14 protein-coding genes are annotated in these 14,958 nt (G+C 33.8%); 8 read left to right on the top strand and 6 right to left on the bottom strand.

Annotated features, from left to right (window positions below; all coding sequences use genetic code 11):
• Positions 1-228: 228 nt before the first annotated feature.
• Together nuoE and MXE27_RS08480 are read left to right on the top strand one after the other, a co-directional pair.
• Positions 229-666: an NADH-quinone oxidoreductase subunit NuoE gene (gene nuoE, locus MXE27_RS08485; protein WP_248611993.1), complete on the top strand. Its 438-nt coding sequence runs from the start codon at positions 229-231 to the stop codon at positions 664-666.
• 61 nt (positions 667-727) lie between these two features.
• A complete protein-coding gene (locus tag MXE27_RS08480; protein ID WP_248611992.1) occupies positions 728-2,590 on the top strand; it encodes an NADH-ubiquinone oxidoreductase-F iron-sulfur binding region domain-containing protein in 1,863 nt (620 codons plus the stop codon).
• Here the strand turns inward: MXE27_RS08480 and MXE27_RS08475 are convergent.
• Both MXE27_RS08475 and MXE27_RS08470 read right to left on the bottom strand, forming a co-directional pair.
• Positions 2,585-2,905 (bottom strand): hypothetical protein, encoded by a 321-nt coding sequence (locus MXE27_RS08475; RefSeq protein WP_248611991.1) that lies wholly within the window; start codon positions 2,903-2,905, stop codon positions 2,585-2,587. The two genes, MXE27_RS08480 and MXE27_RS08475, sit on opposite strands and share 6 nt — an antisense overlap.
• Positions 2,906-2,917: 12 nt before the next feature.
• Entirely contained in the window at positions 2,918-3,712 is a 795-nt protein-coding gene (locus MXE27_RS08470) for a hypothetical protein (RefSeq protein WP_248611990.1), read from the bottom strand.
• Between the two features lie 138 nt (positions 3,713-3,850).
• Here MXE27_RS08470 and MXE27_RS08465 point away from each other — a divergent pair, with 138 nt between their 5' ends.
• Both MXE27_RS08465 and MXE27_RS08460 read left to right on the top strand, forming a co-directional pair.
• Complete coding sequence (locus MXE27_RS08465; protein ID WP_248611989.1) at positions 3,851-4,075, top strand: hypothetical protein; 225 nt, start codon at positions 3,851-3,853, stop codon at positions 4,073-4,075.
• 49 nt (positions 4,076-4,124) lie between these two features.
• Positions 4,125-4,553, top strand: a complete 429-nt coding sequence (locus tag MXE27_RS08460) for a pyridoxamine 5'-phosphate oxidase family protein (RefSeq protein WP_248611988.1) — start codon at positions 4,125-4,127, stop codon at positions 4,551-4,553.
• On the opposite strand, the gene MXE27_RS08455 is transcribed toward MXE27_RS08460, so the two are convergent.
• Positions 4,550-6,241, bottom strand: coding sequence for a SulP family inorganic anion transporter (locus MXE27_RS08455; RefSeq protein WP_248611987.1), 1,692 nt, complete (start codon positions 6,239-6,241; stop codon positions 4,550-4,552). The genes MXE27_RS08460 and MXE27_RS08455 overlap by 4 nt on opposite strands.
• A gap of 218 nt (positions 6,242-6,459) precedes the next feature.
• Here MXE27_RS08455 and MXE27_RS08450 point away from each other — a divergent pair, with 218 nt between their 5' ends.
• The 3 genes from MXE27_RS08450 (at position 6,460) to MXE27_RS08440 (ending at position 9,269) form a co-directional block, all read left to right on the top strand.
• Complete coding sequence (locus MXE27_RS08450) at positions 6,460-6,624, top strand: hypothetical protein (protein WP_248611986.1); 165 nt, start codon at positions 6,460-6,462, stop codon at positions 6,622-6,624.
• Between the two features lie 183 nt (positions 6,625-6,807).
• The gene (locus MXE27_RS08445; protein ID WP_248611985.1) at positions 6,808-8,823 is read left to right on the top strand and encodes a sensor histidine kinase; all 2,016 of its coding nucleotides are present in this window, start codon (positions 6,808-6,810) and stop codon (positions 8,821-8,823) included.
• An 86-nt stretch (positions 8,824-8,909) separates the two neighbouring features.
• Positions 8,910-9,269 carry a hypothetical protein gene (locus MXE27_RS08440; RefSeq protein ID WP_248611984.1) on the top strand — a complete coding sequence of 120 codons (360 nt, stop codon included), beginning with the start codon at positions 8,910-8,912 and terminating at the stop codon, positions 9,267-9,269.
• A 44-nt stretch (positions 9,270-9,313) separates the two neighbouring features.
• Here the strand turns inward: MXE27_RS08440 and moaA are convergent, their stop codons facing one another.
• Both moaA and mobB read right to left on the bottom strand, forming a co-directional pair.
• A complete protein-coding gene (gene moaA, locus MXE27_RS08435) occupies positions 9,314-10,252 on the bottom strand; it encodes a GTP 3',8-cyclase MoaA (protein WP_248611983.1) in 939 nt (312 codons plus the stop codon).
• A 191-nt stretch (positions 10,253-10,443) separates the two neighbouring features.
• Positions 10,444-11,148: a molybdopterin-guanine dinucleotide biosynthesis protein B gene (gene mobB / locus MXE27_RS08430; RefSeq protein WP_248611982.1), complete on the bottom strand. Its 705-nt coding sequence runs from the start codon at positions 11,146-11,148 to the stop codon at positions 10,444-10,446.
• Positions 11,149-11,459: 311 nt separating this feature from the next.
• Between mobB and fdhF the strand changes: the two genes are divergently transcribed.
• Positions 11,460-14,162: a formate dehydrogenase subunit alpha gene (fdhF, locus tag MXE27_RS08425; protein WP_248611981.1), complete on the top strand. Its 2,703-nt coding sequence runs from the start codon at positions 11,460-11,462 to the stop codon at positions 14,160-14,162.
• Between the two features lie 133 nt (positions 14,163-14,295).
• On the opposite strand, the gene MXE27_RS08420 is transcribed toward fdhF, so the two are convergent.
• The gene (locus MXE27_RS08420; RefSeq protein ID WP_248612017.1) at positions 14,296-14,370 is read right to left on the bottom strand and encodes a hypothetical protein; all 75 of its coding nucleotides are present in this window, start codon (positions 14,368-14,370) and stop codon (positions 14,296-14,298) included.
• Positions 14,371-14,958 lie beyond the last annotated feature (588 nt).

The raw sequence follows: 14,958 nt of genomic DNA, 5'->3' as shown, positions 1-14,958 counted from the left end.
TATTCCCTCGCTATATTTATAATATTTATTGAAGTTCTAGGCATTAATATTATATACTGGAAGACAATAATAAATTTTATTAAAAATCAATACTTAGGGACTTAATAGGTTTCCAATTCTATTTTTAATGATTAAAGTGTTTAATATAAATTTTATCAATATAATTGTAATATAGATACACTATCTCGATTTAATGGTTTATATTAATGGAAATTACGGGGAAATAATATGCAAGAATTAAATAAAATTTTATCCAGGTATGCCGGTGATAAATCGGATTTAATTCCATTACTACAGGATGTTCAATCAAAATATGGGTATATTGGCGAGGAACATATGGAAGAAATTTCTAATTTTACTAAAGTACCTCAAAGTGAAATATATGGGGTAGCTACATTTTACACTCAATTTAGATTCACGCCTAAAGGAAAAAAACACATAGCAGTATGTACTGGAACAGCATGCCATGTGACTGGGGCTCAACATGTAATTGAGGGAGTTGAACGCCACTTGAGTATAAAAGAAGGTGAAACAACTCCTGATGGTGAATACTCTTTAGAATCAGTGGGTTGCTTAGGGTGCTGTGCACTAGCTCCTGCGGCTATGGTTAATGATGAAATAAAATCTAAACTATCTCTGAGAAGCCTTAAAAAATTATTCAGATGATATAACCATTCTAAATCTCGGAACAACATAAATAACATTTAAATCAATACAGGGGAATTTCATGAAACTTGAAGAAATAGTCCTTAAAGAAAAAAAGGATTATAATGATCTGTTTTCTAACAAAAATGCTGTATTAATAGGATCTGCAACATGTGGAAACTCAGCTGGGGCGCAAATTGCTCAAAAAATCATTAAAGAGGAACTGGAAAAGGCAGAATATGACTGCGATATTGTTGATGTGGGATGCATTGGATTATGCTATGTAGAACCCATAATAACTGTTTTAAAACCAGACCAACCCGCGGTATTCTATGGCAATGTCACCAAAAAGGTGGCCCGGCAAATTGTTAATTCGCATATCATCAAAGGTGAACCTCTGCAGGAATATGCTTTAGGGACTTATGGTGAAGGAAGAATAGATGGAATTAACTCTCTTTTTGAAGAAAAATCCATGAAACTGCAGGAGCGAAGAATACTCCGGAACTGTGGGCTGATTGATCCTACTAATATTGGCCATTACCTGGCTAAAGGAGGATATTCTGGTTTCATGAGGGCTTTAGCGATGAATTCTGCTGAAATAATCAGTGAAATGAAAAAAGCGGGTGTTCGTGGTCGAGGCGGAGCAGGATTCCCTACTTGGATGAAATGGCAGTTCTGCATAGATTCCAACCAAGAAACAAATTATCTGATTTGTAATGCTGATGAAGGGGATCCGGGGGCGTTCATGAATCGTTCGCTTCTAGAGAGTGATCCTCACTCTGTTCTTGAAGGAATACTAATTGCAGCTAAAACTATCCATGCTGAAAAGGCATATATCTACTGCAGAGCCGAATATCCTCTTGCATTAGAAAGGCTAGAAATAGCAATAGCTCAGATGGAAGAAAATGGATTATTAGGCGAAAATATTCAGGGGTCTGGATTCAACCTAGAAATTATCATAAAAGAGGGGGCTGGGGCATTTGTATGTGGGGAAGAAACAGCACTTATGGCTTCAATTGAAGGTGAAAGAGGAACTCCACGCACCAGGCCTCCGTTTCCAACTACAGAAGGACTTTTTGGCAAACCCACAGTTATAAATAATGTGGAAACCATGGCCAGTGCGGCTTTGATCCTTCAAAAAGGTGCTGAAACATATTCTGACGTGGGGACTAAAGAGAGTAAAGGAACCAAGACTTTCTCATTGGTGGGCCAAGTCAAAAACACAGGACTTATAGAAGTACCGCTGGGAACCACTTTAAAAGAAGTAATATTCGATATTGGTGGGGGTATTGTGGATGATGGGAATTTCAAGGCAGTACAAATTGGTGGCCCCTCTGGAGGTTGTGTCCCATTGCACCATATAGACACCCCTATTGATTATAGTTCACTTATTGGTGTAGGGGCTATGATGGGCTCTGGTGGCCTGGTGGTTATGGATGAAAAGACATGTATGGTGGAAGTAGCCAGATACTTTTTAGAATTCATACAGAGAGAATCCTGTGGAAAATGTGTTCCCTGCAGGTTGGGAACCAAGCAAATGCTCGATGTTTTAACAGACATAACTGAAGGAAAAGGCACAGAAGAAGACCTGGAAATATTACCTAATTTGGCTCAGGGAATAAAACAGGGTTCTCTTTGTGCTCTGGGACAGTCCTCACCGAATCCTGTTCTGACCACCACCCGTTTTTTCATGAATGAATATGAGTCTCATATTAAAAATAGGATATGCCCTGCCAAAGAATGTAAAGAATTTATTCAGTTTGCCATTGATCCCCAGTTATGTGATGGGTGTATGGTATGTCTTAAATCGTGCCCTGTGGGTGCTGTTAGCGGATCTAAAGATGAAGTGCATGAAATTGATTTGGACAAGTGTATTAAATGTGGTACATGCATGGATTTATGTAAAAAGAAAAAGAATGCGGTTGAAGTGGTTAATGCTTTATAATGTCCAATTTTTCGGGAATTTATATATTACGTAAATTCCTACAATCGCCATTAAAACGAAAAAAACTGCATTAAATATTATATTTTGCGTATAATTTGGGTCTGAAAGCTGTAAATAGGTTAAAAAGCTCATTAAAATTAAAACACTAGAAATTATTATACTATATGCGTTCCTATTTTCATATTTTTTATACATGAATAAACCACTAATTAAAAAAATAAGCCCTGCGGTTAGAAGGACCGTGTTTAATTGACCGCCCAGACCAAGGGCTATAAATAAAATCCCTAAAATTATCCATGAACTTTCTTTTTGCATTTCTTCACCCTTTTAATTAGTTTGATTAGTGGATTTTATTTGAACGAAATCACCATTGTCAACCCATACTCCATTAAAAGAATAAAATGGTCCGCTCCATGTAGAATTGAATTTTTCTCCATTATCAGATATTCTGATTAAATTCACAGTAACCTCTACTTGGTTATCTGAAACCTTGGTCAAATTCACAATAGTAATAGTGTCAATTATATATCCACTTGTGACTCCGCTCTGGTTAAATAGTGAGTTAAAATTTTTGAAATATGATTCTACTCCTTTTTTTACATTACCTTTTAATATCTGGTCCTGTGATATGGAAGAAGTATTATTTGTTATATTATCTGCAGTTTTATCGGTATTGTCTTCTGCAGGAATACCTAATCCCCATACCAATACAATTGCGAGGACAATAGTTATTATGATGGGTATTAATTTGTTAGTTTGAGGGTGGGTGAACCAGTCTTCAATGTGACTGACTCTTGAGTGGGAGGAACTATTTTTTTTCCCAAGATTTTGTGTTGGCTCTGGCCTTAAATAACCATTCACTAGGGCGGCAATACATCCTCCAACAGGGGCTAATATTATGAAAACAGGACCCACCCATATGGCGGAAATTAATCCAGATATTATTCCTATGAGTACTACCCCAAAAATTTCAGTTTCATTTGCTAAAAATACAGAAATTAATCCGGCTAAAACTGGCAAAATCCATAAAGCAGAATCTCCTATAATTAATTTAAGAATAATAGTCAAGATAAGACTAATCATAATCCCAATAACAATAGCCACCAAGTTAAATCTACTCAAAAAAATCCTCCCTATTAACATAATCACTATCCTTTTAATCTATATTCTATTTATGTTTAGTTGTTAGAATTAAATTGATAATGAAATATTGATATAAACTAAACACTATTCAAATTTTTAAATAACTCAGGTGATAAAATGGAAATTTTAACTCAACTTCTTCAACTGGAAGAAAAAGAGGTTATATTTAAATGGGGCGATGATGGCCGCGCATTAAAAGGAAAAATCAGTAAAATTCATAAAAAGTACATGGCTTTCACTGTTGAGTACTATGACCCTGAAGCAGAGGCGGGAGCAGGAATTCTCGCTAAATTTGATGATGTGGATCATATTAATGATCATGAAATTATCTTTAAGAAATAATTACATAAAAACATAAACTTGTTTATAGAAATAATATTCTGGTGATATTATGGAATTTGAAGATTGTATAAAATTTGCCAATGAAACTCCAGTATGTTATCTGGCCACTGTAGATGGGGATCAACCACGAGTTAGAGCTTTAGGTTTCTGGTTTGCAGATGAAACAGGGTTTTACTTTCAAATAGGGGATATCAAAGATATGTATGGGCAGATGCAAGCTAATCCAAAAGTAGAAGCATGCTTCTGGCAACCTGATGAACATACAGGGACCATGATGCGGGTTGCAGGTGAAGTAGAATTTGTGGATGATATATCGTTAAAGAAAAAAGTCTTGGAAGATAGACCGTTTCTTAAAGAATTTGGAATGACTTTTGACAGTCCTGGGCTGATTATTTTTAAAATACCTAAAGGACAGGCTTATTTCTGGACAATGGCTACTAATTTCCAGCCAAAAGAAATGATTAATTTTGGGGATTAATTTTTTTTCTGCTGGTTATATTCATCCCAATTTTTAAGATATTCTTCAATACTTAAAGAAACTTCATTTTCTACTATTTTTTTCTCAAGACTGCTTTTTCGAATTGAATCCCTTAAAGGACCATACATATTGGCTGCTTTAAGTTTAATGCCTCGCATTTTAAGTTCGCCATAAAGTTCTTCTAGCATCTCAATTCCCGAATAATCAATGAAAGCTGAAGATTCAAAATCCAGAATAAATAATTTAGTATCTTTGTATTTATGATCTACCAGGTCAATAAGAGTATCTTTAATATTTTCTGTATTTAGGAATATTTGGGAGCCATCTATTCTAACAATAAGCGTATGGGAAAATATTTCTCCTTCAAGATGACGTTGAATATCTAAAAATCGGTTAGTCCCGGGTATGCGCCCTAATATGGCTATGTGGGGGTTGTACATATTTTTAAGCAATCCCACAACTGACAGTATTACTCCTATGACAATTCCTTCCAGAGCTCCTAGAAAAAGGACTGAAAAAAGTGTCACTAATGCAATGATAAATTCTATCTTACTGAATCTATAGATAGAACGAAAATGAGGGATATCAACCAGCCCTTTAATAACATAAAGCACAATAGATGCCAGTATAACTTCGGGCAAGTTGTAAAAAACTCCCGTAAAAAATAAAAGCACTAAAATAATTATTAAGGCAGATACTCCTCCAGATAATTGGGTTTTAGCGCCGTTATCATCATTGACAGCAGTACGAGATAATGTTCCACCGATAGGCAAGCCTTGGAAAATACCCACCATTAAATTAGAGGCCCCGAAAGCCAGTAGTTCTTGATTGCTATTGAGTTTATATTGGTATTTAGCGGCATATTCTGCGGCAAATAAGTAACCTTCAATGTAACTGACTAAGAATACAGTGACCGCCAGTGTTATCAGTATATTTAAATCTATTAAGTTGGGGTCGGGTATAATAGGCGCCGGCAAACCCTGAGGTATGGTGCCAACCACTTCAACGCCAAATGCAGATAAATTGGTAATTGTAAGAACTATTATTGAGCCAATAACTAAAAAAAGAGTATGTGGTAGTTTTGGGTACTTTTTATGGCCGATATATAGTAAAATAATGCCAGATATCCCAATAATCAGAGTATAAATGTTTGTTTGATCCAGATGCAGAATAAGATAATAAATTCGTTCAAAAAAAGTTCCGGATCCTCCTGTTATTCCAAATAGTTTTGGAAGTTGACCTGCAGCAATTAATAAAGCTATACCTGCTAAAAAACCAGTTAAAACTGTTTTGGAAATGAATTTAACAATAAAACCCAAACGCAGAGTCCAGGAAATCAAACCCAACAACCCGGTGGCCACAGCAATAAGTGAAACCATCATCATGTACTGGCTGGCATTGGGTATGGCCAAAGAACCCAGCGTGGACCCTACTAATATGGATATGGTGGATGTGGGACCAATGGATAGTTGTCGGGATGAACCAAAAATCATGTAAACTAATAATGCCACCATGGCAGCATACAAACCTATTTCTGGAGGTACATTGGCAAGAGAAACATAAGCCATAACCTCTGGTATGGTAAAAGCTCCTACAGTGATTCCGGCTATGATATCTGACCTTAACCACTCTTTATTGTAAGATTTAGCCCATTGTGTTATGGGAATGTATTTGGAGATGTTTTTCATAATCATCGGGGATTATTTATAATCTCAGAATTTATTTCAAACTTTAACTTTATTTATTTTTTTATAGTTCTTAATAACTTAACTAACTTTTGAATTATAATTCTAGGGCATATTCCTCTTTAAATTATTCTGTAAACAAAATTAAAAATAAAATTTTTGTTTTATAAATTTGTAACTGTATTTAAAATGAAATTATAAGCTCGGAGATAAAACAGTTTTTGAAAAAAAGAAAAATGGGATATGTTTTTGATTATCCCCTTGTTAATTGTTATTCTTTTTCCAGATATGATGATGATACTAACCATTTGCGCGAGGCCATATGTGGTAAATTAAAATTTGAAGACCAATGGATGCAGCTATTAATTTATAAGAATGGGATATGATCTATTTTTTGAAATTTAATGCTTAAACGTTTATTTAATTAACGCGTCATAAAACTCTAAACTTTTAAAAAAACATGTTAGTTAATGGGAGTATAATTAATTATAATATCCATAATAAAGTTAATAAATTAAAAAACATAAAATATTGTTAATATTGGCGAGGTATGTGCTTTGAGGTTAAGAATGAAAGATTCATCATCTTTAATTAAATTCAGATCAATGGTATTGATATTAATTGGGGCTTTAATTGTTCTCTTCATTATCCCTATTTCCTTATGGAATACCTACTTATTTTCAACTTATATGGATCTCCTAACTCCAATAGTTAGTTTTTTTGCAGCAGGTTTGCTAATTTACACCGCAGCATGCTCATACATGGCTAAAAATGGAGCATTTAGGGCATGGATAGTATTATTTCTGGCTATGTTTTTATATTCATTCGCCAGTCTTTTTTATTTTGTTTTAGATAGTTTTAATTCATTTTCGTTATTCAATATTTCTGACATGATATATATGGCTGCTTATCCATTATTACTGATAGGATTATTTCTTTTAATGAACAAACCATTTAAAATCAAATATAAAGATTTTTTAGATGTTGTAATTGTGATGGTATCTATATTCTTTATAGTATGGTTTTATTTGATATGGCCCACCGTGGGGCCCAGCCAACCAAACACAATATCTGACTTATTATCCATATCTTATCTCTTCTTAGACCTGGTAGTGCTACTGGCAGTATTACTGTTAGCATTTAATGAGAACAGGAAAATACGTGATTTCTCAGTGGCCTTGTTTTCCCTGGGAATGTTCCTTCAGATATTGGGGGATATGATATATGCGTATAATGCAGTTAATCCAGTTTTAGCTTATAACTGGTTATTTACAATGTTTTATACTGCAAATTCGTTTTTAATAATAGGGGCAATCGCCGGTTACCTAAATAATATTGACACGGATCTAAGTTTAATATACTCTTACAAGGAAAAAACACTTCAAAATTACTTGTTTTCATATTTACCGTTAATATTGGTGCTTTTTACTTACAGTCTATTAATTATCACTACACCAAGCCCGGCTTTGATCTGGGGTGTGGGTGTGGTAGTATCTTTAGTAATTTTGAGGCAAATAATTTATTTAAATGAGATAAAAAATGCTCAAAAAGTTCTAAAAATGAATAAAGAATTAATATCTGAAAAAAAAGAACAGTTAAGTTTTATTACATCAAATACTGTGGATTTAATAACAGAATTAGATAATAAAGGAATTTTGAAGTATGTAAGTCCTTCTTCTGCTCATGTTTTAGGCTACCTCCCTGAATATATGGTTGGAAAATCAATTTATATTTTCATTCATCCTGATGACGAACAGAGAATGCGTGACCTTGTTAAAGAATCGCTGGAGTCGTTGGTTGATATGAAATTACAATATCGGGCCAAAAATGCTCGGGAAAAGTATATTTGGATGGAATCAGTTGGAAAACCTTTTTTTGAAAATAATAATCTTAAAGGATTTATTTATAGTAGTAGGGATATCACTGAACGTAAAAATTCTGAAGAATTTGTTAAAAAGTCTTTAAATGAAAAAGAGGCCTTGCTTAAAGAGATTCATCATAGGGTAAATAATAATTTACAGATAATTATAAGCCTTTTGAATTTACAGTCTCGAAATGTAGTTGATAAAAAGGATGCTGAATTATTTTTTGAAAGCCAGAATAGGGTTAAATCCATGGCTATGATATATGAAAAACTCTACCAATCAGATGATTTAAATTATATAAATTTTTCTGATTACTTAAAAACTTTAATTAATCATTTGATGTATACTTATTCTCAAAATTTATACCGGGTTAATCTGGAGTTAGATATTGACGAAATAAACCTGAATATTGAAACATCTGTCCCTTGCGGCTTAATAATAAATGAACTGGTTTCAAACTCATTAAAACACGCTTTTCCATTTGGAAGAAAGGGAAAAATAACAGTTGAAATGCACAACGAAAATGAAGAATATGTTCTATTGATAGGTGATAATGGGGTTGGGTTTTCTATGGATTTAGAAATAAACCACACTAATCTGGGGTTAAGCTTAGTTTATTCTTTAATTGATCAATTAGATGCTACAATTGAACGTTTAGATGGAAAAGGAACATTTTATAAGATTAAATTCATGGAATTGAAATATGAGGGGAGAATATAATTTACTTTTAGAAAAACTCTTAATCGGAAATATAATGAAAAAATTATTATCTATGAAATGGAATATTAATATGGTGGGAGTCAATTATGAATAAAATTAGTCTGTGGAAAATCATATTTGTTTTGTTATTTGTGACTACATCCGCAATTAGTTTCTATGATTCTATCCTATCTTATGACCCTTTTAAAGTATTCATGGGCACAGTATTTTTACTGTTCTTGATTTACCAAATATTCAGCTTCAGAGAAAATTTCAATAAAATATTTTATTTTCTCATGATAAGTGGGATATTTGCTCTTTGTTTAATAATCTTCTATAACTATTGGTATGCAGTATATGGATTATACAGTCCATTTTTCTTAAGCCAGATAATTTTAGTATTCATAATAAGTTTGGGGGTGGGGGGAATTTACTGGGAGGATAGGCCCAAGAAAAAGAGGTTGTGATTTGCCTAAATTCAGTTGAGCCATATAATAAATATTAAAATTTATCAACAGCCGTCATAAAAGGGCTCTCTATTCTCAATGGCATCAATAAAGATCCTTTTTAACTCTTCTGGAGTCTCACCAGAACGAATTGCTCCAATAATATCCACTAAATTATCATTTCTAAGTAAGCATGGTTTTATTTTGCCATCTGGCGTAATCCGTAATCTGGTACAGTTTTTACAGAACTCTGTATTGTCCATGGGTTTTACAATCTCTATTTCTCCATCATCCACGAAATATTTCTTTCTATCTTGCATGAATGCTCTGGTTTTAACTTTATCGGATATTTCAGCAAGTTCTTCTTCCAAATCATCCATTTCATAGTGGTACTGGTCAATGAACTCAGTATCTGGACAACTTTCAGTTTTAAGTAGTTCTATAAGTTGTAGTACTGCACCATTTTTTTTACAAAACTGGAACATATCCCATATTTCATCATGATTAAGGTCCTTCATGACCACCATGTTTACCTTAACTGGGTTCATTCCAGCTTTAGCCGCGGCCTGAATTCCTTTTTTAGTATGTTCCAAATAGTCTTTGCTAGTGATAAATTGATATGTTTCTGGATTTAAGGTATCCAGACTCACATTAACTCTATTTAATCCTACTTTAACCAATTCATCGGCGTATCGTTCTAAAAGAGTTCCGTTGGTAGTTATGGAAACGTCTCTAAAACCAAGTGTGGATATTTTCTCAACGATTTCTACAATATCTGGCCTTATTAGTGGTTCGCCACCAGATAACCTGATTTTTTCAATACCAATATCTCGAGCTATTTTGGCTATTTGAAAAATCTCATCAGGAGTCATTTCGTAGTCCTGTGGTAAAATACCGTCGTGATGACAGTATAAGCATTTTACATTGCAGCGGCCAGTTATGGATATTCTGAGAGAAATTACTGGTCTTTTAAATGGGTCTTTGATTTTATTTTCGAGTTCCATTTTAGATCAACAGCTAAATTTTTAAGAAACGTTAGGTTATTATTGTTTTTAATATAAAATCAGTTAAACACATATTTACTTTGTGTGTTTATAACAGTAGTTTTAGTATTTTTATTTGCACTATCTTTTACTATAAAAATTAATGGGATTTGTCAATAAGCTAAAATAAAAAAAAGTATTAAAGATTAAAATTATTTCTTTTTACTTTGAATCAAAAGCTGTATATTGTCTAAATTCTCAGCTCCGAATTCTTCAGTTTTTAAAGAATCAACCATGCCTTTAACACCACTTTCTAGAAATGCCCGGACAAAGTCGTTTAAAGGTATTATTTTACCATCCACACCGAGTACTATTTCATCTGCTTCCTGTGGAGATTCGCCTGCTTCTCCTCGAGTCAAGGCACTAGTCATTTCTCCTATACTTTTAAAGCCATATTTTTTATAATCTAGATTCTGGTGAATACCAAAACTTCGTTCTTCAATTAAATCCACCAGATTACAAATATCGTCCTCTGTTAAATTAAAAGAATCCACCTGTTTTATGGTGTAATCGTCCTTAAAATCAGAAGTTGAGATATTGGCGTAAGGGTACTGTTTGTAACCTTCCACTACTACATAGTCCGGGTTTTTAATGGATTTCATGATAAATAAAAGATTATCTAAGTCCATTTCATCATCTAAAATCATAAAAGAGTTTGCCCCAGAACCCACCACCATTTCTGAACCAGCCTGTGCATGTTTCCATGTATCTTTTCCGGCTGTATCTACTTCCATGGGGTGGTGACTGTGTTTAATAGATCCTACTTTGTATTCTCTGTCAACCAGCTCTTCAATAATCCGAATACTTAAAGAGGTTTTTCCAGTATTTTTACTACCTACTATGGCTATTATTTTCATATTTTCACCTTAAGATAAACTTTAGTTTATTTCACAGAAGTAAGTTGTATGAATTGTTGTTTATCACTTTCTGAGAAAAATGAATAAAATTAATGAATTATCAATGGATAAATTATACTAGAAATTTTATATATAGATAATATATATTCATATTAATAACTAAAATTTTGCAAAATACAACTTTTCATTTAAACTAATTTAAAATCGTATTTTATAAATTAAACTCATTAATTAATGATATTCTACTAAAAAATATTTAAACAAAGTAGCTAACTTAATCAAGGAATTAAAAACTATAAGGGAACAATATGATGGGTAAAGTATCTTTTTGCATTGATGGGCTGGAAGTGGAAGCCAGAGAAGGTAGCACTGTGCTTCAAGCAGCTTTGGAAAATAATATATACATTCCAAACCTCTGTTACCATCCTCTAGTAAACTCCAGAGGGGCCTGTAGGATGTGTTTGGTGGAATCAGGAGAGGGAAGGTTGATTACTTCTTGTGAAACCATTATACATCCGGATCTTAAGGTTTTCACAGAAACTGAACAAGTAAAAAAAGCAAGGGAATGGTCCGCTAAACTATTAATCAATTACCATGAAGTTGATTGTTTAACTTGTGCCCAAGATGGGGACTGTAAACTGCAGGAAATTTCCTCATTTTTAGGTATGGAAAAGGAGGAAATATGTGCTCTCCGTCCTTCTCCTACAGAAATACCTCATGATGAATCCAATCCATTCTTTAAAAGAAACTTAAATAAGTGTATACTTTGCGGAATCTGTGTAAGGATATGTAGTGAAGTTGTAGGGGCAAGTGCAATAGATTTTAGCTTTAGAGGGTTTGAAACCAAGATATCTACATTTGGAGATGGTGAACTTAAAGATTCCAGTTGTGTATCCTGCGGGGAATGTGTACAAGCATGCCCAGTCGGAGCACTTCTTCCAAAAAGATCAGAAAAACCAGCCCGAGAAGTAAAAACTACCTGTCCTTATTGTGGAGTAGGATGTACATTATATCTAGGTATTCGTGGAGATCAAGTGATATCGGTAAGGGCTGATGAGGACAACCATGTAAATAAAGGAAATTTATGTGTTAAGGGTCGATATGGATTTAATTTTATAAATAGTGGGGATAGATTAACCAAACCCCTAGTGAAAAAAGAAAGTGGTTTAAATGGTACTGAAAGCCAGTATGATGGTTTTATAGAAGTTGAATGGGGCGATGCACTGAAATATATTGCAAATAATCTCTTTAATTACAAAGGAGATTCATTTGGTGCTATAGCCTCGGGTAGATGTACTAATGAAGATAATTACGTCCTTCAAAAATTCACAAGGGCAGTTATGGGTACTAATAATGTAGATAACTGTGCTCGGTCTTGTCATGCCCCCTCTGTAGCGGCTTTAGCTGAAACATTGGGTAGCGGGTCCATGACTAATTCCACAGACCAGATAATTGATTGTAAATGCATGTTTATCATTGGAACCAACCCTACTGATACTTATCCTGTGGTAGGTATGCGTATGGTGCAAGCAGTTGAAAATGGTTCCAAACTGATTGTAGCTGATCCTCGTGAAATTGAACTATCTAAAAAAGCAGATATATTCTTAAAAATCAATCCAGGATCTGATGTAGCGTTAGTAATGGGAATGGCCCGATATATATTGGAAGAAAACTTACATGACACAGAATACATTGAAAATCGATGTGAAAACTTTGAAGAATTTAAACAATCATTAGATGCTTTTGATCTGCAAACTGTAGAAGAAATCACTGGGGTTGAAAAAGAACTGATTATGCAAGCTGCTAAATTATATGCTGAAAGTGAACCTGCAGCCATATTTTACTCTTTAGGAATCACTGAACACTCACATGGAACAGATAATGTATTTGCTCTAAGTAACCTGGCATTAATAACTGGAAATATTGGTAAACCTTCTGCAGGTCTTAACCCCCTCCGTGGACAAAATAATGTCCAAGGTGTATGTGATATGGGTTGTCTGCCAGATACCTATCCTGGTTATCAGAAAGTTCATGAAAAAGAAAACCATGTTAAATTTGAAAAAGCTTGGAACAGTAAATTATCAGAAGAACCTGGTTTAAAAATGCCGTTTATGATTGGAGCATATGATAAAAAGCAGGTAAAAGCTCTTTATGTGTTAGGAGAAAATCCAGCACTCAGTGAACCGGATATTACTAACATAAAGAAATCTTTGGATAGAATGGATTTTTTAATTGTCCAGGATATGTTCATGACTGAAACCGGTAAAATGGCAGATGTGGTGCTGCCTGGATGTTCATATGCAGAAAAAGACGGTACATACACTAATCAGGAACGTCGTTTCCAGAGAATACGTAGATCCATACATCCTAAGGGAGAATCATTGCCGGATTGGTTGATAACATCTAAAATTGCTCAAGAAATGGGAGAAAGTGGTTTTGAATTTAAAACCGCACTTGATGTAAATAATGAGATGGCTGACCTTTCACCATTATTCAGCGGAATTAGATATGGACGTATGGAAGAAGAAGGATTGCAGTGGCCATGCAGGTCTGAAAAAGACCCTGGGACTCGTGTAATGCATGTTGATGATTTTTCAACTCCTAATGGTAAAGCAAAGTTCAAACCATTACAGTACCGGCCGCCTGCTGAGACTGCAGATGAAGAATATCCTTTCATACTAAGCACAGGACGTAGTATTTATCACTACCATACTAGTACTATGACTGGAGCAACTGATGGGCTTCGAGAATTATATGGTAAAGATAATGTGGATATGAATCCTCAGGATGCTGAAAAATTAGATATTGATGATATGGAATTGGTAAAGGTTTCATCCAGACGAGGAGAAATTCGAGCCAATGTGAGAATCACTGATCAAGTACCTGAAGGAGTGGTTTTTATGACTTTCCATTTTGACAGTGAACCTACAAATATTTTAACCAGCCCTGCAATGGATCCATTATCTCACACCCCTGAATTTAAGGTATGTGCTGTAAAAGTGGAAAAAGAATAAAATCATTTTTTTATAAACTAAATTCTTTTTTTATTAATTTTTGATTACTAATCCTTTTCCTGCAACTGTAATGTTCTTCAAGCTAGGGATTTCATTATTATAGTCATTGGACTCCCAAAAACCTATTTTATTTTCACTCATAATTCACAATACCCGTGACCCATTTAACACTTTTGCTGAAATATAATTTGGGTACTACAAGACGCACAGGACCACCATGATCTTTTGTTAAACATAACCATTGTACTTAGTGGCATAAAATAACATCTTCGGCCATTTCAATGTTTCGTCTTGTCCTGAGGTTTTTTGATTTTTTTGCATTTATGGACTTATTATGATATTGGGATCTTTAATATTTCTTTATTGCACTTTCATCTAGTTGTTTGCTTTATTTTTATTCAAAAAACATAGATATTATTTATTTAGTATTGGGCTTATTATTTTTAGATTTTTTTAAATTAATGCTGAGTGTACTTACTACATATTTCTATAATTTGCGATTTTTTTAGTGAGATAAACTGCCCTTTTTTTGTTGTATTTCTGGCCTTGCAGAAGACCCCTATTTTCAACTTCTAAAGTGTAAAAAAATCGTTTTAAATAAGTAGCGTGGGGGCATGTATTCTAAAATAATACTGTATTTTTATTTTAAATTAAATTTTAGTCAATTTTTACAGTTATAATAGCTTTTAAATATCTAAAAACCTGATTTAATCACACCAAATGTGTGTGATAAAAACACACTAATATATAAAACTTTCGTCTTGATATCGTGTAGCAAGCTATTTATTAAATAGTA

This window comes from Methanobacterium alcaliphilum, assembly GCF_023227715.1.
GTDB classification, from domain to species: Archaea; Methanobacteriota; Methanobacteria; order Methanobacteriales; family Methanobacteriaceae; genus Methanobacterium_E; species Methanobacterium_E alcaliphilum.
Note: the sequence above shows the minus strand (reverse complement) of the source record. Positions and strands in the feature narration are given on the sequence as shown.

Bases quoted from the DNA above. Each gene is read 5' to 3' on its own strand.
- MXE27_RS08440 (WP_248611984.1), top strand. From the start codon at position 8,910: ATGAATAAAATTAGTCTGTGGAAAATCATATTTGTTTTGTTATTTGTG.
- MXE27_RS08445 (WP_248611985.1), top strand. From the start codon at position 6,808: ATGAAAGATTCATCATCTTTAATTAAATTCAGATCAATGGTATTGATA.
- nuoE (WP_248611993.1), top strand. From the start codon at position 229: ATGCAAGAATTAAATAAAATTTTATCCAGGTATGCCGGTGATAAATCG.
- MXE27_RS08480 (WP_248611992.1), top strand. From the start codon at position 728: ATGAAACTTGAAGAAATAGTCCTTAAAGAAAAAAAGGATTATAATGAT.
- MXE27_RS08475 (WP_248611991.1), bottom strand. From the start codon at position 2,905: ATGCAAAAAGAAAGTTCATGGATAATTTTAGGGATTTTATTTATAGCC.
- MXE27_RS08460 (WP_248611988.1), top strand. From the start codon at position 4,125: ATGGAATTTGAAGATTGTATAAAATTTGCCAATGAAACTCCAGTATGT.
- MXE27_RS08465 (WP_248611989.1), top strand. From the start codon at position 3,851: ATGGAAATTTTAACTCAACTTCTTCAACTGGAAGAAAAAGAGGTTATA.
- MXE27_RS08455 (WP_248611987.1), bottom strand. From the start codon at position 6,241: ATGAAAAACATCTCCAAATACATTCCCATAACACAATGGGCTAAATCT.
- fdhF (WP_248611981.1), top strand. From the start codon at position 11,460: ATGGGTAAAGTATCTTTTTGCATTGATGGGCTGGAAGTGGAAGCCAGA.
- mobB (WP_248611982.1), bottom strand. From the start codon at position 11,148: ATGAAAATAATAGCCATAGTAGGTAGTAAAAATACTGGAAAAACCTCT.
- moaA (WP_248611983.1), bottom strand. From the start codon at position 10,252: ATGGAACTCGAAAATAAAATCAAAGACCCATTTAAAAGACCAGTAATT.